Source organism: Aeribacillus sp. FSL K6-1305 (genome assembly GCF_038050115.1).
GTDB classification, from domain to species: Bacteria; Bacillota; Bacilli; order Bacillales; family Aeribacillaceae; genus Aeribacillus; species Aeribacillus composti.
The window spans coordinates 276096-297417 of sequence record NZ_JBBOQV010000002.1; the positions used below are offsets into that span (position 1 = coordinate 276096).

Consider the following 21322-nt stretch of genomic DNA (forward strand, 5'->3'; position numbering starts at 1 on the left):
CTTATATCATATATTAAAGAATATATACTAACAAGCAAAACGAGTTAGCTTTCCATTATTGTTGAGCTGAAATCGTTTCGGCTTTTTTTGATTTACCAAACTGAGGAATGTGATGATCTCCAATCGCCACATGAATTACTTGAATCTCTGTATAAAAATCAAAACTATAATGTCCGCCCTCTCGGCCAATACCGCTATATTTCGTTCCGCCAAACGGGATTCTTAAATCCCTGACGTTTTGCGAGTTTACCCAAGCCATTCCGCTTTCAATCGATTGGACAATTCGGTGTCCGCGCTTCAAATTGTTCGTCCATACATAAGCAGCCAGCCCATATTTTACATCATTAGCCATTTTTATGACTTCTTCTTCAGTCTCAAATGGTATGACTGCCATGACAGGTCCGAATATTTCCTCTTGAGCAACTTTCATACCGTTATGGCAATTCAGAAGAAGTGTCGGTGGAACAAAGTTGCCATTTTTCAATGATTGCGGAACGTTCCCTGAAAACACTTCTGCCCCTTCTTTTTTAGCTATTTCAATGTAATTTAAAACGGTTTCCCAATGTTTTTTGTGAATTAGCGGCCCTAGTTCTGTCGAAGAATCCAAAGGATCCCCTACCGAAATATTTTGCACACGCTCTTTCAGCCGTTCAACAAAGGAATCATAAATTGATTTTTCCAAAAACAACCGCGAATTGGCTGTACAGCGCTCTCCGTTGAGAGAAAACACTCCCCAAACGACAGCATCCAAGGCTTTTTCCAAATCAGCATCGGCAAAGATAATTGCAGGAGATTTTCCTCCTAGCTCCATAGAGGTTTTTTTCAACGTATCTGCGCTATTTTTTATTATTTCGGCACCTGTTGTCGTCTCGCCCGTAAAGGAAATAAGCCGGACATCAGAATGTCTCACGAGGGACGCGCCAGCTGTTTCCCCAAAGCCGTGAACGATATTAAAAACTCCCTCTGGCAGTCCCGCTTCATGAATAATTTCAGCCAGCTTGTTAGCAGTCAGCGGCGACCATTCAGCAGGTTTTAGGACAACCGTATTGCCTGTTGCCAACGCCGGAGCCACTTTCCATGTTTCCAGCATGAACGGAGTGTTCCATGGCGTAATTAAACCTGCCACCCCAATTGGCTTGTAAATAGTATAATTAATAAAATCTCCGTCTACTTTATACGCTTCTCCTACCATGCGGCTTTTTACCATTTGTGCATAAAATCGAAAGTTTTCAGCTGCACGGGATGCTTGCTTTTTCGTTTGACTGATTGGCAATCCTGTATCTAGAGATTCCAAATAAGCAATTTCTTCCGCATTTTCTTCAATTAATGCAGCAATTCGTAAAATATACTTCATTCTTTCATCTACCGATATTGTTCCCCAAGGGCCGTCAGCAAAAGCTTTTTTGGCAGCTTTTACTGCTAAGTCAATATCTTCTGCAAATCCTTCCGCTACCTCATTGATTACTTCATTATTAAAGGGATTAATATTCTCAAAGCTTTTCCCTGCAACTCCCTCTACAAACTTGCCATTGATATAATGAAGAACTTTCCCAACTTTATATGTGGTCATTTCGATTCCTCCAAGTATGCAATTAATTTTTGTAGCGCTGATGAATGTTATTATATTTGTACGTTCCAAATTCACTAAATTCATATAGTTCTAAAGACAATGCAAGATATCTCCTTTTGAAAAGGATCGAAAAATGATCTTTCATCACGGCAAAGATCTCATCACAAACTGCTTTTTTATCCTCTTCAGTACGCCCAGCGCCAATCTTTAGCGTACCGTGGACAAAGGCATCATCCTCAGAGCCGTCAGCCACACAATAATCTTTCAATTCAATGGCTCTAGATCTCACGCCTCCAATTGGAAATATATCGCTTTTGGAAATCAGCACATCATTAACTTTTTTCAGCAGCTCTGGAATTTTTGCCTCTTTTTTGATATTGTCGGTATATTCTAAAATAAAATGCGGCATAACGTCAGCTCTCCTTTAAAGTATTGGTGACGGAGAAAAGATTCTGAATGACAGCTTCATATAATTCGATTAATTAAACGTCCAATCCCTTCTATTTCTGTAATCACTTCATCGCCAACATTAACATTGACCGCTCCTTTAGGTGTTCCTGTGAGAATTATGTCCCCGTAATTTAAGGTCATAAAGCTAGTTAAATACTCGATTAACATAGGGATTGTAAAAATCATATCTTTTGTATTTCCTTCCTGCACTAACGCTCCATTAACGTAAGTACGAAGGACCAAGTTCATCGGATCTGGTATATCTTCTTTATCGACAAGCCAAGGGCCTATCGGGGTGAATGCATCGCGATTTTTCACGCGCAAATTAGGCCGGTAATAGTTCTCTAAATAATCTCTGACAGCGTAGTCATTTGCAACCGTATATCCTAAGACATATTCATACGCTTCACTAGCCTTGACATTACGCGCCATTTTTCCGATTACCACTGCCAGTTCACATTCATAGTGCATAAAATCTACATCAGGAGGACGTTTCGTTTCAGATCGATGCCCAACAATCGTATTCGGTCCCTTTAGAAACACAAGCGGTTCAGTTGGTGCATGAAATGACAGCTCTTTAGCATGATCTGCATAATTCAAACCTAATGCAACAACAGTCCGCGGGCTTACAGGCGGAAGCCAGACTACGTCCTTTTCTGTCACTTTACGATGATCATTCAGTTGAAGGAAGCCGTTATCTTCAATTGCTTCATAAATGGTGCCGTTCATAGCAACTCTAGCTCGTTTCATCGCACAGCCCCCTTCACATAATCCGCTTCATGAACAATTGTATTTTCTAGACTGCCTACACCTTCAATTTCAATGCGAACATGGTCTCCTGCCTTTACTAAAGGCGCTTGCTCAGGAACACCTGTCAGCAGCACATCTCCTGGATAAAGCGTCATAAATTCTGTTATATCAGCCAGCAGCCGAGCAACTGGCCGGATGAAATTTTTCGTGTTATTTTTTTGTACAAGCTTTCCATTGACAAAAACGCGAATGTCCAATGAATCAGGATCAACTATCGATTCCTTTTTGATGATCCACGGACCAACCGGATTAAATCCATCTCTTGCCCGCTCCCTAATCGCCGGACGATAAATGTTTTCGTGCGGAATTGCTACATCATTCACAACTGTATATCCAGCAACATATTGAAAGGCTTCTTCTTCCTTTACTTTAGTGGCAGTACGCCCAATGACCACGCCGAGTGCTGCCCCTACTTCTAATTCGTCTGCATCCTCAGGCAATGGTATGGGGCTCCTGTAGCCACTTAATGTGTTAATCGGTTTTATATATAAAATTGGCGCTTTCGGTGGTTCGTTATATGGTGAATGTGCCATTTGCTCACGATATCGATGAAAGGCGCCTTGATAATTCAAAAGGACACCGTAAATCGTACCTGAAACCGGAGGCTCCCAAGAAAGCTGATTGACGTGATATTGAGTTCCATTTAAAAACATTGAATTGTTTTCTGGATCCACTTCGGCTTCCGTTATATTTGGCATTCCAAAAATTTTCACTACTGCATTGCCCATCCAATTCACTCCTTAGCAGGCGCAATACATCAGCCCTTTTTAGCTTGCCTTAATTTTTTACTTTCTCTAAAAGACCATATTTTTGCAGCGTTTGCCGAATTCTTTCTTGAAGCTCCTCCGCAGGCAAATCAAGAGGCAATCTTAATTTCGGCGTGATTTTTCCCATCATTCCAAGCGCCGCCTTTACAGGTCCCGGATTTGTCTCGGCAAATAAAATATCGTTTAATTCCATTAACTCGAAATGGAGGTCCTGAGCTCTCTTTATATCGCCTTCAAACCAAGCATCATGCAATTCCGCAACTTTTGCCGGTTCCACATTAGCCGTTGCACTAATAGAACCTGCCCCCCCGATTGCTAGCATTGGATAGCATAAAAGCTCGATTCCTGAAAATAGTAAAAAATCTCTTCCGCAATGAAGCAGCACCCGATTCACATGCTCAAAATCTTTATTGGATTCTTTTGCACCGATAATGTTCGGGCAATCCTCCACTAAACGAGCCATTGTTTTGACCTCTAAATTTACAGCTGTTCTCCCTGGGATGTTGTAGATAATGATCGGAATATCTACAGAATCAGCTACTGCTTTAAAATGCTTATACAACGCATGCTGGGACGGCCTATTATAATACGGAACAATGACCATCGCAGCATCTGCGCCAATTTCTTGTGCAAATTTCGTTAGTTCAAGTGTTTCATCATGATTAGTCGATCCTGTTGCCGGAACAAACGGGACTCGGCCATTCACTGTTTTTTTCGCCAGCTCCATTACCTGCTTGCGTTCCTCCGTTGTTAATGAACTGGGTTCGCCAGAAGTTCCTGTCACTGAAATCCCATGGCTGCCGCTTTCAATTTGCCAGTTGATTAAATTTTTCATCGTTTCAAAATCAATATTGCCTTCCGCATCAAATGGAGTAACAACAGGAGCAATCGATCCTCTTAATCTTTGCTTTATTTCGTTATAAGACATATATAAGCAACCTCCTGAACAAAATGATTATTATCTGAATATTTCAAATCTCATTAATTTATTTTTATTATATATATAATCATATATGATTTCAACTATAAATTATTATATGACTGTTCGGCTAAAAAGATCATAAGCAGCAGCAACTGGTCGATCAAGCAATTGTTCTATGAACCTCAATTGGACATTATTTTTTTCTGCTATTCTATCCAATCCGTCAATAACACCCTCAAATAAGTAAGGTTTTAATGTTTTGTTCGTTATATGGCATAAACCGTTGTAAAATGTCTCATTGAATTCTATTTGGATTTTATAAATTCCCGGTTTAGGCAGGAAATAATCATGATCGATTTGCGCTTTAAAAATAAAATTGTTGTCAGCATCCCCTCGTTCCATCGATTTGACTAAACATGAAACACGATAATAATCCCCAAGATAATGAGGTATTTCATTTACAAGGCCTGACTCTAGCAGCTTCCGAATCATGGAGGAGCTTATTTTTTCTTGTTTATATTGGATTTTCGGAATAGTCGTCACATCAAAAAATCCCGTTCCAACGTTTTTCAGCTTCTCCATATTCCCTTTTCCTTTAAAACCATACGTAAAGTCGAAGCCGGCAACGACATGTTTGCACATCAAGCCTTTTAAGTATTGATTCACAAAGTCTTGATCGGATAATTCAGAAAAATTTTTATCGAATTTTACAATATACAGTTTCTCTACCCCTAATTGTGAAAAGATTTCCATTTTGGAAGGAAGCGGCGACAGATAGGAGATAACTTTTCTATCCGTTTCAATGACTTGACTTGGATGTGGAAAAAACGTCATCACGGCAAATGTTAGTTTTTTTACTTGCGCGATTTCTTTCGCTTTTTCAATGATTTTCTTATGTCCTAAATGCACTCCATCAAAGAAGCCGACTGCCATGACACACAGCTCGGGCTTGCATTCCGCTAATACTTTGGAATTGTTAATATAAACGACTTCCATCCATTCACCCCGCGTTGGCATGACTAGCCAAATTTCTATATTTTCCTTCAAAAAATAACAATGGGTCACCTTCCTTCATATAAATGTCAGTCACCTTTCCAATGTATAAAGTGTGGTCGCCGGCAACATGTGTATTGTATACGTCACATAAAATATTTGCTAACGAATTGGGCAGCACCGGTTGATCACCGACCCAATCAAAAGTAACATTTTGTTTCTCTTTTAATTGGCCGGCAAAAAGCATCGATAAATCTTGTTGTTCTTCAGACAAAATATTTACTGTAAATTTTCCTGTCTGCTTAATGATTTCATTCATTTTTGCTTTTTCTCCAATTGAAATGAGAATTAGTTTAGGATCTAAAGAGACAGACATAAATGCATTTGCCGTCATTCCGCGTACTTCCCCATTTAGGGCAGTCGTAATAACAGTGACTCCTGTCGCAAACTTCCCCATTGCATTTCGAAACGTGCGATCATCCATGTTACACACCTCTTTTTACGCTTTTTTATACTTGCCGATTTATCACGATTAATTTTAGCTCCGTCATTTCTTCAATCGCATATTTAATTCCTTCTCTCCCCATTCCGCTCTCTTTCACTCCACCGTATGGCATATGATCGACTCGGAACGTCGGGATATCATTAATCATTACACCGCCTACTTTTAGCTCTTCAGCCGCATATAAAGCATGGTGGATATTTTTTGTATAAATCCCTGCCTGCAGTCCATACCGGGAATCATTTACATACTCAACAGCCTGTTCAATCGATGAAACCTTTTCGATTAACACTACAGGGCCGAAAATTTCTTGACAGGAAACTTTCATATCAGGTTTTGTGTTGAGTAAAACCGTCGGTTCGACAATATTTCCTTTCGCATTTCCCCCTGTTGCAACTATTGCACCTGTTTTTTTAGCTTCTTCGATCCAGCTGATGACACGGATTACATCATGTTCGGAAATCAGCGCTGAAACATCTGTTTGAAAATCCAGCGGATCTCCTGTTGTCAGCTTTTCCGTTTCTTTCACAAATGCATTGACAAACTCATCATATACATGTTCATGTACGTAAATTCTTTGCAGCGAGATGCATACTTGCCCTTGGTTAGAAAAAGCCCCTTTAACACATCTTGGAATGATGCTTTTAACATCAATTCCTTCATCTACGATCAAAGCCGAGTTGGAACCTAACTCAAGCGTGACACGTTTCAAGCCTGCTTTATTTCTGATCTCTTTTCCGACTTGCGGGCTTCCTGTAAACGTAATCATTTTAACCCGCTCATCTTCTACGATTTTTTTGCCAACGATGCTGCCGCTTCCTGTTACAACATTTAATGCACCATCAGGCAGTCCTGCTTCCTGCAATAATTCAGCTATAAAGAAAGCAGATAACGGTGTTTGGGAGGCCGGCTTTAAGACAATCGTATTTCCGGAGGCAATGGCCGGTCCTACTTTATGCGCAACTAGATTCATTGGAAAATTAAACGGAGTGATAGCTCCTATTACACCGATCGGTTCACGAACCGTATAAGCAGTCCGATTTTCCCCGCCGGGCGCCGCATCTAATGATAGTGCCTCACCATGAATTCTTTTTGCCTCTTCAGCCGAAAATTTGTATGTTTGAATGGTTCTTTGCACTTCCTCTAATGCTGTTTTGATTGGCTTCGCCGCCTCTTTTGCAATAATTTCTGCCGCTTCCTCTTTCCTCTTATCTAAAAGCATCACCAGTTTTTCCAAAATATGTCCGCGTTCATGCTTTGGCATTTTCGCCATTTTCAGAAAGGCGTTATGTGCGGCTTCGATCGCTTTTTCAACGTCAGCTTCTGAAGCAATTGGAATTTCTGCAATTACTTTTTTATCATATGGAGAGGAAAGAGGAGCATAATGTTCTGCTCCTACCCAACTTCCATTAATAAACAATTTTCTTTTCATCGTTACCTCTCTTTTCTTACTTAAAATTAAATGACAAAATCAGGTTTTAGCTTTTGCACACTTGGCTCTTTTAGTTCAACTAACTCTCCGCTATGAATATCAAATACTTGTGATGCTTCATTAAACCAGCAGTCCGGTGCTTCATGCCCCCAAAATGTTTGGCGTCTTGGATCATTTATATCCCAGCGAATCGGCAGAAAATCCGGATCGCTTGTCAAGTAATCTCCATTGTATAATTCAATTCGATGTCCATCTGGATCACGCAAATAGAGGAAAAATGCGTTTGAAAGACCATGGCGTCCAGGGCCTCTTTCTATATTTTTCGCATATCCCATAGCCGCTAACACATCACAGGCATGAATGAGACTAAGTTGATCCGACAGCCAAAAGCCGATATGGTGAAGACGAGGGCCGTTTCCATTCATAAACGCCAAATCATGCACATTAGGTTTTCGATGCAGCCATGCAGCCCATAATTCATTATTCTCTGTTTCGGTATACTCAGAACACGCAAACCCCAGCTCTTTTACGTAAAAGTCATATGCTTTTTGTACATCCGGCACCATGCAATTAAAGTGGTCAATTCGCTGTATTCTTGCTCCTTTATATAAGTCATATCTTTGCAGCAGCCTTTCGACCGTGTCCATTCTGGCAAAAAACTCAACTGGAAGACCTGAAATATCCTGCACACGGAAAGCCCTTTCAACTGCATGCTGATTTTCTATCCATTTTGGATTCATATTTTTTTGTTGAAAATAGTCATATAATTTGTTTAAATCCTCATCGGAATAAACCTTGTAACTGATCGCTTCCACACCAGGCTGCTCTGCTTTTTTCAACACCAGGCTGTGATGATTATGTTCCTCATACCCTCTGAGATATAAATGGTTTTCATCAGCCTCTGTCACAACGAACCCTAAAGCGTTTTCATAAAAATCGCGTGAAGCCTCCAAATTTGTCACCAACAGTACCGCCCTTGCACAACGAATAATATTAAAATCTACCATCTTGAAAGTCCCTCCCTATTAAATTCCCCCGAGAATACAGAAAAATATAGTTTGCTAGAATCATATATGATATTATATATTGAGTCAAGTTCAACTCGCTATGCTGTCATGATCACTTTCACAATTAACGTGTGGCACCTTCATTTATTATTTGTTAAACAGTTGTTACTTTTGTAGCTCCTAAAAATTCACGAACCAAGTCTTTGAAATAATCTTTTTCGTACCCGTCAAAATAAACCATACCCATGCGGACCGGATCTCCAAAGAAATAATATTCATAATGAGTTTGACGGCTACCAAATGCACTCATTGTAATATCCCAAGCTAAACGGAACAACTGAACGCGCTCATAACCATCAATATTTGCTCCTTGCATCGCTCTTCTGACAATATCGCCGATTTCTTCATTATTAAAATCAGCTTCTGTCGGAATGGCCATTAATCCAGAAGCGCCAAGAATCCTTAAGATTTCCACTAAACGAGGGTAAATTCTTGGGTACCAATTTCGAGCAGCATCAAGCGCAGCAAAATCCGGCGTCATTGTTCCCCATTTATCAAGCTTTGCATTATGCTCTGCACGATATAAATGACTGCGCATTGTCTCAAGAGTCAGCATAATTTCTGTTCCTTTATCTTTTACATGCTGAAACTGTTCAATTCCAATAGCCTCCATAATTAAAAGGACAACTCCAAGTATAAATTCAGTTTTCACTACATTTTTGGCAACTACTTGATGCGACATGTGGACAACGGCATTCGTCTCACGGAAGGTTCGGTTGCAAATGGAAGAATTGCCGCAGACAAATACCCGTTCCCAAGGAACGAAAACGTTTTCAAATGAAACAATAGCATCTCCTTCTTCAAATCGCGACCCGAGCGGATGATCCCAATGACTTTTTCCATAGTCAAAGGCTTCGCGGCAAATAAATTTTACGCCTGGAGTATTATTTGGAATTGCAAAAGCTAATGAATACGGGTCATCCCCTTCACTTGATTTTTTAACTGTTGAAGGAAAAACTAATATTTCATCCGTTATGCCGCCTTGCGTAGCCAACAAACGAATCCCATCAACAATAATTCCATCTTTATTTTTCTCGACTAAATGCAAGGAAACATTTGCATCCTTTTGCTCATGCTGAGCTTTAGAGCGATTAATCTGCGGATGTATAAGGGTATGTGTTAAAGAAATATCGTTTTCTCTCGCATATTCATAATATTTTCTTGCGTTCTCCGCATACATTGGATCATCTTCTGCGAACAGATCATTCGCTATTCCCATTGCCATCACTTCAGCATTTAAATAATCCGGAGACCGCCCCATCATTCCGGCGGAAGTTCGAGCCCATTCCTGTATTGCTTCGCGTCTTGCAATCAGTTCTTCTTTTGTGGTAGGCTGCATAAATGTTATACCGACTTTTTCTCCTGTTGTTGGTGAAGTATACAGCATCTTATCAGCTTTTTCATATTGAAGATCGTAAAGCTTTGCCATTGATTGAATCACATTTTTCAATGCAGGATGCTCCGTGACGTCATCTACTTTCTCCCCATGAATGTAAACGCTGCTTTTCGCTTTCTTCAAACGCTCAATATACTCTTTTCCAGTTTTTGCAGGCATCTTCATTCCCCCTTAAATAGATTTTTTCATCCACAATTCGATTTACTTTTTTGAATCTTCAAAAATAATATAACATATGATATCATATACGAAAAATATGAAAAAAATTGGTTTTGTATATAAAAAAAATATGCACCTTCACATGAGGTGATCAGATTGATTGACATTAAACAGCTGAAATATTTTGCAGCGATTGTCGAGGAAGGACAAATTACACGCGCGGCGAAAAAGCTGCATATGGCGCAGCCGCCTTTAAGTCATCAGTTGAAGCAATTGGAGGAAACGCTTGGAGTCATTTTATTAGAACGGAACGGAAAAAAACTTGAATTAACGGAATCCGGGAAAATTTTCTACAAAAAAACAAAACAGCTCCTTCATCAATTGAATGATATGATTTTGGAAGTCCAAGAAATAAACGATGGAACGAAAGGCACATTATCAATAGGATGTGTGAAATCATGCTTTTCCTATTTACCCAAAACAATGCGGAAGCTTCTTGAGAAATTCCCCAATGTCAAATTCCATTTAAGAGAAGGAGATACATTCTTAATCAGTGAATTTTTAAAAAGCAGAGAAATAGAGGTAGGGATTATACGATTGCCCATTGATACCGATGAATATCAAACAATAAAACTGCCAAGCGATCCATATGTGGCCGTCATCCCGCAGCATTGGAATTATAAACATCATTCTATTCAAATGAAAGATATAAAAGAAATGCCTTTGCTTCTATTACACCGAATCAGCGGGAAAGGCCAGTATGAAATGGTTGTGAATGAATGCGCGCGGCATGGATTTGAACCAAAAATTTTATGCGAGTGTCCTGATGTAACGATTCTTTTATCATTAGTTGCAGAAGGTGTAGGTGCAACGATTGTCCCAAAATCTGCCGTTTCCAATTTTCAAATTCCAAACATTCAAATGCTGGAAATTGAGGATTCATCCATTACAGCTGAAGCATCGATAATTTTCGAAAAAAATCGGTACCTGTCTAAAAGTGCAGCGAATTTTATTAAGATACTAAAAACTGAATATCCGATTGATGATCAGCTTGGCAGACCGCAGCCAAATAAATAAATAAATAAATGCACACCGAAGAGAATTTTTGTTTGGAATTCATGTCTATTATAGTGGCACAAGGACTTAAAATTGAAATCGAGAGAAGACCTCGACTTAACTAGATTAAAAGGCTGGCTTCTTTTCTCAATATTCTACGGTTGTGTTCGCAAAATATTGGGCGGCGGATAGTTTTCATCAACTAAAAAGTGATGAAGAAATATTTCCTCATCACTTCTTAGATCCTGTTGTTGCCCATGTCAATTTATACGTAACTTTCTTTTTGGTTCCTTCGTTAACGAGCTTGAATCTGTAACGATCTTTTGGTGAAAATTTCGGTGAATCGAAACGGGTTGTGCCGTTTTTGTTGGCATTGATCGTTTTGATCGTTTTCCAGCTTCCTTTATTATTTTGTTTAATTTGTATATACAGCTTAAATGTTCCTTTTGCTGCACTTGAAGCTTCAATGCGTCCGTATGAGATGGAGACATTTTTTGTGCTGCTCGTCCACTTTTCTTGATAGCTTGGCGTTTCGACATAATTGGTAAAATAGCCGCTTTTGTATTGAAAAAGAGAAAGACCTGCTGCTTTTTTCGGAGCTGCTCCAAAACTAGCAAAACCAAAAAGTATTAAGACAACAGCTATTGCACCTATTATGAAGTTCTTTTTCATTATGAATATTCCTCCTATCCCATCATTATCCAGATTGATTATAATATGGGTGGATCATAAATGCATCCTCCGAATGAACTAACATAATTTAGTAGAAAGAACCGATTTTTGAAAAATAGTATCTTTCAATCTATGAATGACAAATTGCTGCTTCTCAATCAGCACACAGAGGAAAAATTGAAGGTCATGAAATTGCCGAAAACGTATTGAAAAAAACGCATGAAATAGTGCTAAATGTCCAGAAGTCCTGATTACGGAGAAGAGCGCTTTTAGGTTTTAAGTTGTTTTCAGCTGACAGGGACACTACCTAGTGAGAAAATCATCCTTTCAGCAAACAGACAAACTCGTCCAAGACGTTTGAATCGCTGCGCCCATTTATAACTGTGCTCCGACAAACTTGTATTAGATGTTATGAAACTGATCCAAAAGCGGGAAAGCTCGCAGCCTGTATTGTTAACGCTCCGTTAAGAGGTAAATTGCAAAATCAACAGAGGTTTTGTGGACAAGCAGCCTTGATAACCTTCTTTGTTTTCCTAGATAACAATTTGGAAAATCTCCATGCTCAACTTTAGATCGGTCAATCGCTTACTTCCATTTTTCTCACATGAAAGACACCTTTAGAATACGTGCAGCACAATTTCTTCCATAATAGATTCCGCCTTGATGTAAAATATATGTTTGGACACTAGCATTGCAGTAATTAAATCTGATGATTCAAAATACTAAGAATGTTCAATTTTTTATTGATTTCGAAACAAAAAAATCCTTTACAATGGAAGTACAGGTGGTTCCTGTCCAAATCCAATCGTAAAGGATAACTGTTATGGACAAGAATACACTAATTTCATCATTTGGTAAATGGGTTTCACCCATAAATATTCAAAAACTTAGCGAACAAGTCAAAGAATTGAAACAGGACTATTACACAAAAAAGCTGACAACAGAAGCCTATATTAAACTTTTATTGGTAGCCCAGCTGCTCGAATTTAAGAGCTTAGAGGAAATGAGTGATGCACTTGTAGACGAAGATCTTCAAAAAGCACTCGGATTTGAATCGATAAGTGCCTCTCAGCTATCCCGAAAAAACAATCAGATCAACCCACTAATTCTTGCAAATTTGTTCTTGGATCTTGTTTGGAAAATTCAACGGTACCATTATCAAAACGGAAAGAATATGCCACTGAAAATCATTGATTCAAGTACACTCCCGTTGAATTTGACCCATTATAAATGGGCAAAATTCCGTAAAACAAAAGCTGGTGTAAAGCTACACTTACGGCTCGTTTTCATGGATAAAGACACCGTCTATCCTGAAAAAGCAGTGATTACGACAGCAAAAGAACATGACCGAAATCAACTCGAAGTCCTAGTGGATGATCAAGAAGCCATGTATGTGTTTGACCGCGGTTATGTGGACTATGAACGTTTTGATCGGATGACAGATGATGGCTATTTCTTCGTTTCAAGACTGAAGAAAAACGCAGTCATTCGTGAAGTCTATACATTTTCACTTCCTGATGATTGTCACGTTCTATCCGATAAAATGGTCTACATTGGTACCACACAAAATCGTACTGAAAATGTCTATCGTCTACTAGAAGTTATGGACACAAAAGGGAACTTACTTCGTTTCATCACCAACCGATTTGATTTAAAACCAGAAGAGATAAGTGATATTTACCGATCTCGCTGGGCTATTGAACTCTTTTTCAAATGGCTCAAGCAACACGTAGAAATTAAGCACTTTTATGGAATGAGTGAAACAGCTATTCAAAATCAAATTTTCTTAGCCCTGATCACGTATTGCTTACATGTTCTCATTCAATTGGAGATGAAAAGTAAGAAATCCCTACTTCGAATTACTCGTTGGTTAAAGAGAGCTCTGTGGAAACCAGCTTATGTTTGGTTGCGAAAATTTGATGGGCGAGCCAGTCCATAATCTCCCTTTTGTCGTTGTCGCTCTGGTTTAACTGTATATATTTACCAAATGGGCAGTGCCACCTTTCTTTAGGTTTTGTCTTTTTGGCACAAATTCACAAAAATTAATTAACAGAAAATTCTAACTATATTTATGCAATGCTAATGATGTTTGGAGGATAAATACATGAAACCAAAGGTGATAGTATATAAAAAATTGCCTGAAGATATTTTAAACAGCTTGAAACAAGTATGTGAGATCAAATATTACCCCGACAGTGAAGACTATTCTATATTTCTGCATGACTTACATGACGCTGAAGGGATTATTGGCGCAGGAATGCGAATCGATCAGCATTTTTTAAAGCAAGCTCCAAAATTGCGAATTGTCAGCAATGTTTCGGTTGGATATGACAATTTAGACATTCAGGAATTAACGAAACGAAACATTATGGCAACCAATACACCTGATGTTTTAAATGAAACAACGGCTGATGCAATTTTTGGGCTGCTCCTTATAACAGCTAGAAGAATGGCGGAGTTAGATCGTTACGTAAAAGAAGGCAAATGGGAAGCCCCGATTGGAGAAAATTTATTTGGTGTTGACGTTCACCATAAAACACTTGGGATTATCGGCATGGGGAAAATCGGCACCGCCATTGCCAAACGAGCACATTTCGGTTTTGGCATGAACATTTTATATCATAACCGATCCCGCAATCAAAAGGCAGAGGAACAATTTCATGCCACCTATTGCGAGCTTGAGGACTTACTAAAACAATCAGACTTTGTCTGCCTTATGACGCCGTTAACATCAGAAACAAAGCATTTAATCGGGCTAAAACAATTTCAATTGATGAAACGAAGCGCCATTTTCATCAACGGTTCAAGGGGCCAGACCGTCAACGAAAAAGACCTTATTTACGCGCTCCAAAACAAACTCATTTTAGGTGCCGGGCTTGATGTATTTGAACAAGAACCTGTCCCGAAAGATCACCCTCTGTTAAAAATGAATAATGTCGTCACATTACCGCATATCGGCTCAGCAACTTATGAAACGCGGTATGCAATGGCAAAACTGGCGGCGGAAAATTTAATAAAGGGGCTGAAAGGATTATGTCCGCCCAATTTAATAAATCAAGAAGTGATGCGAAAGTGAATTGCTAATTTCAAACATTGACCATCGGAAACACTCCTTTCCAAAAAATCTTTTCAAAGAAAAAAGCGTTCTCCACGGAGGCGCTTTTTTTCTTTGAAAACATAAAATGTGAGTCCTTAAACTGCTGCTTGCTGAAACCTGGATAAATAATGATTCATTCAAGCCGTTCTAAGGTCAGCCTTTAGCTCCAGGCTGAGGAGGCTCGCACTCTTTTTCAATGGGCTGCTTTTTCTGTTATATTTCATTCGCTGCTGATGATTGTGCTGAAATAATCAAATCGTTTTCTTAAAGCATTCAGCAGTCATGGATGCTAGTTTTTATTTGCAGATCGGACGTTGGATGATCTGCTTTTTTTTACGTATTTAGTTGAGCATTTTGCATATTTTTTGACCCAAGAGCCATAAGGATTTCAAAGACATAAAAAAGGACTTCACCCCTAAAATGTAGAATTTTTGAAGTGACGAAACCACAAAAATTCAAAAGGAGGAAGTCACTTTGTATATTCTACAAGAAAGCCTATTTTCCTTTGAAGAACTGCAAAAATTAGAGTCAAAAGAGAAATTACCTATCTTTTTTAGCTCGCTTGATTTACGCCCTTATGCTAAACAGTTGAGAAGTTCTTCACCCCGAGGGGCTGACGGTCATTCCAGAGAAGGGATTCTAAGGGCTCTCATCGCTGCCCCACTCGAAGGCATCGACACCTTTACCGCCCTTCATCATCGATTGGATAAAGACCTTCGTTTCCGTTATCAATGCGGTTTATCGATTGATCGCCCCGCACCGTCTATCTCCACTCTCAGCCGGGTTTTTGCGGCACTTACCAAAAAAAAGCTGGCTGAAAAGATCTTCCTTGACTTGGTACAGTTAGCTCAGGAGGAAGGAATAATTGACGGCAGCCACCAGGCCATCGACAGTGCCGCCATTGATGCCTATGAAAAGAAACAGCCCAAAAAGCGTAGTGAACAAACGGGTAATGCCAATTGGGGCGCAAAATATGATTCCTTCGGCAATAAAATTACCTGGTTTGGCTATAAGATGCATCTTTCAGTCGATACCGCAAGCGAACTGCCAATAGCCATAAAAGTAACCCCTGCCCATGTGAACGATGGAGAAGTCGCACCAGAATTAATAGAGCAAGTGGCAGAGCGTACCAAATCCAAAATTGAATTTCTGATCATGGATGGCGGATATGACCAACTAAAAAACTATGAATCAGCCAAAAACATTGGAGCGCAAGCCATTATCCCGCTCAATTTGCGCAACGAAAAAGAGCCTCCTGAAGGGATTTCTTCCAATGGAACTCCGCGTTGTTCCATGGGTTATGAAATGACTTATTGGGGAGCTGATAAGGACCAGCTCAAGTTCAGATGTCCTCACGCAACCGGCAAAGTGGATTGCCCATTAGGAATGGCAGCCTGTTCATCTTCCAACTATGGAATGGTGGTAAAAGTCGACATCAAAAAGGATGTGCGCCGATATTCCAATCCGCACCGTGATACAAAACGTTGGAAAGAGCTTTACAACGAGAGGACAAGTGTAGAACGCTGTAATTCAAGAATGAAAAGCTACCTTACGGCGAACTCCCTACATGTATGGGGAATTGAAAAAGTAAAGACCCATATTTACCTGAACGCTATTGTATTACTTGTTTCAGCGCTAGCGATGGCAAAGGAAAATAAAGGGAAGAAAGCCGCTTAAAAAAATTCAATGTGAAAAATTCTGTAGGTATGCCCGAAAACAAGATTATTGTAATATTTTGTAAAATAACATGCTGGTAGCTATTTGCCGAGTGCTTTATTTTTTATACTTTTATCCAAAAAATCTAATTTTGCAAAATGCTCAGTTAAATAATTCGTGAAATGGAATTTTTTTAAAAAGATACTTTTTACAAAAATGTCATTTATGTTAATATAAAAAAAGATATTTCTATTTTCCGGTCATCAGATGACCTGTTTATCTGTTGTCAGAAAATTTAATAAAATGAAAGAAGGCGGACAAAGCTCTAAATGAACTGAAAGCTTCGTGAAAATGAAAGCGTTTAAACAATTCGATTTTATAACGAAAAATTTGAAGAAGGGGAGAAAGCCATGGTCAAGGGTAAATGGAAAATATTGATTGCCAGTTTAGTAGGAAGTGCGATTGAATGGTTTGACTACTTTCTTTATGGAACAGTTGCATCATTAGTTTTTAACCAATTGTTTTTTGTTAATGAAGACCCTACAGTCGGATTATTAATTGCCTATACTTCTTTTGCTTTAGCGTTTTTCCTCAGACCTGTTGGCGGAATTATTTTCAGCCATATTGGCGACAGGTTAGGAAGAAAGAAAACATTGGTTTTAACCCTTAGCTTAATGGGAATTGCCACATTTGGCATGGGGGTAATGCCTACGTATCAAGTGATCGGAATTTGGGCTCCTATCTTTTTGACTCTGTTGCGTTTCATACAAGGTTTAGCTCTTGGCGGAGAATGGGGAGGCTCTGTTTTACTAGCTGTTGAATATGCTTCAAAAAATAATAGAGGTTTTTTTGGAAGTGTACCTCAAATGGGAATTTCTTTAGGATTGATTTTAGGCACCCTTGCCCTTTCAATTATGTCACTTTTGCCGCATGATCAATTTATGTCATGGGGCTGGCGTGTTCCATTTCTGTTAAGTGCATTGCTTGTAATTTTCGGGCTGTGGATTAGAAAAGGAATTGATGAGACGCCTGCCTTTAAAAAAGCTCAACAAGAAGGAGAGGTTGCTAAAATTCCATTGGTAGACACTCTTCGCTACCATTGGAAAGAGGTTTTAATTGCGATGGGTGCAAAAGTCGTGGAAACTGCACCGTTTTATATATTTGGTACGTTTATTGTATCGTATGCCACTTCAACTTTGAATTTTGATAATACAGATGCATTAAATGCTGTACTGATAGGCTCTATCGTAGCTACAATCGTCATTCCGCTCGTCGGAAGCTTATCAGATCGAATCGGACGAAAAACGATTTATATTAGCGGAATTATACTCACTATTTTATATGCGTTCCCATATTTTTGGATGCTTCAACAAAATTCGGTGTTTTTATTAATTTTAGCAACGGTGATCGGCCTAGGCGTTATTTGGGGATCTGTGAATGCAGTTCTCGGCACAATGATTTCAGAAATTTTTTCGGCCAAAGTTCGATATACGGGAATATCTCTAGGCTATCAGCTTGGGGCTGCAGTTGCCGGAGGGACCGCACCGTTAATTGCAACCGCTTTATTAGTGGAATTATTTAACAATTCCTACATTCCTGTTGCCATTTATATTATTTTCGCTGCATTGATCAGCTTCATAGCTATTTGGTCTGTAAAAGATGGAGCGAATAGAGAGCTGAATGATAAAGTACAAATAAAGGCTTAAGAAAATTACAAAGCCCAGATTATTCCATTCCATGTGGATAATCTGGGCTTTATTTCTCACCATACTTGGGGTTGTTAATATAAAAATGAATAATTTTTCCATTAATAGGTATAAAAAAGCGAAAACTCTAGTATCGTAATTGTTGACTAGACAAACTAATTTATCAAATCTATTCTGCCATTACCATCTTTTTTATGGTTTCTATGCCTTCTGATGAAGTGCCTGCTGTTTTTCCAACCCAAGCAGCACTTCCATGCATTCTTTGTCCCATTTGCTTTGGGAAAAAATAAAATAAAACTCATCAAAAAGGGGGGATGGATACCGAAACAACGAACATCTTTTCTTTCGTATCCGCCTAGAAACGGGAAGAAAATTTGTCACCCCCGCCTTTTGATGATGAACCTTTTATTTTGCAATCTTCCTTATTTTTCATACTTCACAAACGGATCAGCAATGGTAATTTTTTGCGCTTCTGCATCGCTGGTGCCTACATATAGATCAGCTGTTCCATCCCCTTTTCTGATTAAACCGCCGCTGAAAACTACATTGACAAGGTCAGGCCGCTTGGCAGCGCCTTTCAAAAAATGGGATCTCGTTGCAATGAGTTCCATATCAGAAAATTTCATTGTATCAGGATCTAATACAAACACCATCGGATAATAATGGCGGTTCCCTTGTTCATCTTTGCTTGCTATATGTCCGAGCACACCAATCAGACCGTTAGAAAGCAAATGCAGTTCGTTTGCTCCTCCCCATTCTTCATCCGTAAATTGGCCCTCTAAAAGCGTGGCTTTTTCGAGATTTTCGGGATTAAGATCATCAAGAGTCGGTATTCGGATAAACCCAATTTTGCCGAGACCGCCTTTCTCGCCTTGAGGCCTTGTCAACACTCCAATTGATCCGTCTTTTAATTCAATCACTCTGATATCCTTCATGCCTTCAGGACCTTTAGCGAATTTTTCTAAATCTGCAATATTTTTCCCTTTATAAAAAAGCGTTCTCCACCAAAGTGAGCTTTTAAAAGTGGGATGCGGAAAAATTTCAACTCCGCCAAAAACTAAATCTCCTCCAATTCTCGTCACGAACGGATCCTGCAGCTGAAATTTCGGCGCTCCTTCTTTCGGAATCCACTTTCCATCCCGATTTACAAAGAAATATACTTCTGAATGCTCGCTGTTTCGAGGCTCTACTCTACCTGCTATGACAAGTTCCCCATCATCTAAAAACGGCGCCGAGATATTATATACGTCCCTATTTCCTACACCTTTGAAAATTAACTTTTGTGGATTGATCGGCTGAGGAGCATTTTCAAATTCTTTTAGCAGCTTAGCGCTTGACTTAATGCCCGTTTTCTCCAACCGCACAAAAGCTCCCTCCACACTTTTGCATTTCTGTTTCTAGCAAAGACTTTCTGATGTTTTATCATATTCAATTCCAATGATGCTTGACAATGATGTGTAACGGGGGAAAAATATTTTACAAATGGATTCATCAATATTATTTACCTTTTCAAAAGAATTCTTTTAATTATTTTACATAACAAAAGTATTTCGTCAATTATATCATTTACAAAGATCAGCAAATTATTTATATGCCCTGCCCTATTTCAAATAAAACGTTTGCAAAGTTTTTCCATTATTTCTTCAAGAGAAATTTCCGCACCTGCAACCGATTGATCCGATGCACCATAATAAATCCGAACTGTACCATTTTCCGTCAAAGCTCCGCATGTAAATACAACTTGACCGAAGAATCCGTTCATTTCATAATCCGCTTCAGGCTTTAAAATGGGTTCCTCCGTCTTAGCTAACATTTTCCCAGGATCATTCAAGTCTAGAAGCAGAGCACCTAAAGAATAGCAGTCGTTTTGATCAGCGCCATGATAAATAGCCAACCAGCCTCTATCGGTTTTAAATGGAACTGCTCCCCCGCCAATGCGGCAGCTGTCCCATCCTTTTTCGCTAAGACTAAGCAAATGCCGATGATTTCCCCAATATAAAAGATTGTCCGATTCAGCAATCCATATTTCCGGTCTGCCGATTCCTTTCGGTACAGGTCGATGCAGCGCATAGTACTTGCCATTAATTTTTTCAGGAAAAATGGCCACATCTTTGTTTTCAGGATGAAAAATTAACCCTAGCCGCCTGCATGTTTTAAAATCAGTTGTTGAGGCAAGCCCCACTCCAATGCCTTCAGGCGACACTGCGCTGTACTGAATGTAAAAAGATGCACCAATCTTAGTAATTCTTGGGTCTTCAATTCCCCATGCTTCACGTTCAGTTTCCGGATACATGAAAGGTTTATCATCAATGGTGAAATTCCGTCCGTCTTTGCTGCGGGCAAGCCGAAAATAAGATAAAGATGTGACATAGGCAGCTCTATGCATGGAATCACTGTAAAAAATCATTCTTGGGTCAGAAAAATCATATCTTTTGTCATTTTTTTGCAATTCCATCTCTTTCAGCTTTCCTTTTCCTGAAGAAAAATCGATATAAGAAATTTTCACGACATTTGGATCAGTACAGACAGGACGTTCAGCAACGCGCAGCAATAAAAGCACTTCGCCGTTCAACTGGGCAACACCAGCATTAAAAACTCCTATTACTTCATGTCCACGGTGAAAAGGTTTTACATCGTCCGGAGCAATCAGTGGATTTTCTGGAAAACGAAAAACTTTCACAACCAATGCCTCCTGTTTTAAAAAAATCTAGGAAGTTTTTTGAATTGCCATGTTATTTTTCTTCAATGTCCCCTTTTCAATTCCTGTTACCAATTGTGATCGAATGTTAAACAATCCATGATCAACGTTTGAATTATCTATCCAAAGAACATCTCATTTATACAGAGTCGCTAATATAAATATTCAGAATAAAAATCAAGGTTGATATGGCAATTTTCAATCAAAGGTAAGAGTTAAAGCATGAAATCCAGCTGTCCAAAAATCCACAAACACCTCTTGAATGGATTGGCAAGGCAAAACGCAGCACTTATGTATTGAAAGATGAGCCATTATTTTTATGGTGACAAAACAAACGAAAGATTGACATACTGCATAATGACAGGGATG

18 protein-coding genes are annotated in these 21322 nt (G+C 39.2%); 5 read left to right on the forward strand and 13 right to left on the reverse strand.

Annotated elements, in window-relative coordinates:
* Positions 1–55: 55 nt before the first annotated feature.
* The 10 genes from hpaE to hpaB all read right to left on the reverse strand — a co-directional run bounded on the left by hpaE (position 56) and on the right by hpaB (position 10068).
* On the reverse strand, positions 56–1570 hold the full coding sequence (hpaE, locus tag NST97_RS11120; protein ID WP_341343233.1) for a 5-carboxymethyl-2-hydroxymuconate semialdehyde dehydrogenase: 1515 nt from the start codon (positions 1568–1570) through the stop codon (positions 56–58).
* A 22-nt stretch (positions 1571–1592) separates the two neighbouring features.
* A complete protein-coding gene (locus NST97_RS11125) occupies positions 1593–1979 on the reverse strand; it encodes a 5-carboxymethyl-2-hydroxymuconate Delta-isomerase (RefSeq protein WP_063388848.1) in 387 nt (128 codons plus the stop codon).
* A 56-nt stretch (positions 1980–2035) separates the two neighbouring features.
* Positions 2036–2770: a fumarylacetoacetate hydrolase family protein gene (locus NST97_RS11130; protein WP_327856613.1), complete on the reverse strand. Its 735-nt coding sequence runs from the start codon at positions 2768–2770 to the stop codon at positions 2036–2038.
* Positions 2767–3558 (reverse strand): fumarylacetoacetate hydrolase family protein, encoded by a 792-nt coding sequence (locus NST97_RS11135; protein ID WP_341343234.1) that lies wholly within the window; start codon positions 3556–3558, stop codon positions 2767–2769. The genes NST97_RS11130 and NST97_RS11135 overlap by 4 nt, the downstream gene beginning before the upstream one ends.
* A gap of 49 nt (positions 3559–3607) precedes the next feature.
* On the reverse strand, positions 3608–4525 hold the full coding sequence (hpaI, locus tag NST97_RS11140) for a 2,4-dihydroxyhept-2-ene-1,7-dioic acid aldolase (protein ID WP_130156668.1): 918 nt from the start codon (positions 4523–4525) through the stop codon (positions 3608–3610).
* Positions 4526–4630: 105 nt separating this feature from the next.
* The gene (locus tag NST97_RS11145; protein ID WP_341343235.1) at positions 4631–5515 is read right to left on the reverse strand and encodes an FAD synthetase family protein; all 885 of its coding nucleotides are present in this window, start codon (positions 5513–5515) and stop codon (positions 4631–4633) included.
* A gap of 4 nt (positions 5516–5519) precedes the next feature.
* Positions 5520–5996: a flavin reductase family protein gene (locus NST97_RS11150; RefSeq protein WP_144597410.1), complete on the reverse strand. Its 477-nt coding sequence runs from the start codon at positions 5994–5996 to the stop codon at positions 5520–5522.
* A 25-nt stretch (positions 5997–6021) separates the two neighbouring features.
* Positions 6022–7446 (reverse strand): aldehyde dehydrogenase family protein, encoded by a 1425-nt coding sequence (locus NST97_RS11155; RefSeq protein ID WP_144597408.1) that lies wholly within the window; start codon positions 7444–7446, stop codon positions 6022–6024.
* Positions 7447–7472: 26 nt separating this feature from the next.
* Positions 7473–8453: a 3,4-dihydroxyphenylacetate 2,3-dioxygenase gene (gene hpaD, locus NST97_RS11160; protein WP_063388855.1), complete on the reverse strand. Its 981-nt coding sequence runs from the start codon at positions 8451–8453 to the stop codon at positions 7473–7475.
* 154 nt (positions 8454–8607) lie between these two features.
* Positions 8608–10068, reverse strand: coding sequence for a 4-hydroxyphenylacetate 3-monooxygenase, oxygenase component (gene hpaB / locus NST97_RS11165; RefSeq protein WP_063388856.1), 1461 nt, complete (start codon positions 10066–10068; stop codon positions 8608–8610).
* A 156-nt stretch (positions 10069–10224) separates the two neighbouring features.
* Between hpaB and NST97_RS11170 the strand changes: the two genes are divergently transcribed.
* Positions 10225–11145 carry a LysR family transcriptional regulator gene (locus NST97_RS11170; RefSeq protein ID WP_063388857.1) on the forward strand — a complete coding sequence of 307 codons (921 nt, stop codon included), beginning with the start codon at positions 10225–10227 and terminating at the stop codon, positions 11143–11145.
* A gap of 210 nt (positions 11146–11355) precedes the next feature.
* Here NST97_RS11170 and NST97_RS11175 read toward each other — a convergent pair whose 3' ends face one another.
* Positions 11356–11796, reverse strand: a complete 441-nt coding sequence (locus tag NST97_RS11175) for a hypothetical protein (protein ID WP_144597406.1) — start codon at positions 11794–11796, stop codon at positions 11356–11358.
* Positions 11797–12619: 823 nt separating this feature from the next.
* Here NST97_RS11175 and NST97_RS11180 point away from each other — a divergent pair.
* The 4 genes from NST97_RS11180 (at position 12620) to NST97_RS11195 (ending at position 18255) form a co-directional block, all read left to right on the forward strand.
* Positions 12620–13735 carry an IS4 family transposase gene (locus NST97_RS11180; RefSeq protein WP_341343236.1) on the forward strand — a complete coding sequence of 372 codons (1116 nt, stop codon included), beginning with the start codon at positions 12620–12622 and terminating at the stop codon, positions 13733–13735.
* 165 nt (positions 13736–13900) lie between these two features.
* The gene (locus tag NST97_RS11185; protein ID WP_341343237.1) at positions 13901–14872 is read left to right on the forward strand and encodes a 2-hydroxyacid dehydrogenase; all 972 of its coding nucleotides are present in this window, start codon (positions 13901–13903) and stop codon (positions 14870–14872) included.
* 495 nt (positions 14873–15367) lie between these two features.
* The gene (locus NST97_RS11190; RefSeq protein ID WP_339192838.1) at positions 15368–16570 is read left to right on the forward strand and encodes a transposase; all 1203 of its coding nucleotides are present in this window, start codon (positions 15368–15370) and stop codon (positions 16568–16570) included.
* A 389-nt stretch (positions 16571–16959) separates the two neighbouring features.
* Positions 16960–18255 (forward strand): MFS transporter, encoded by a 1296-nt coding sequence (locus NST97_RS11195; protein WP_341343238.1) that lies wholly within the window; start codon positions 16960–16962, stop codon positions 18253–18255.
* 422 nt (positions 18256–18677) lie between these two features.
* On the opposite strand, the gene NST97_RS11200 is transcribed toward NST97_RS11195, so the two are convergent.
* Positions 18678–19619, reverse strand: coding sequence for an MTP-1 family protein (locus NST97_RS11200; RefSeq protein ID WP_063388861.1), 942 nt, complete (start codon positions 19617–19619; stop codon positions 18678–18680).
* Between the two features lie 242 nt (positions 19620–19861).
* Positions 19862–20935: a BtaManbiosPhlase gene (locus NST97_RS11205; RefSeq protein WP_066251199.1), complete on the reverse strand. Its 1074-nt coding sequence runs from the start codon at positions 20933–20935 to the stop codon at positions 19862–19864.
* Between the last annotated feature and the right edge of the window lie 387 nt (positions 20936–21322).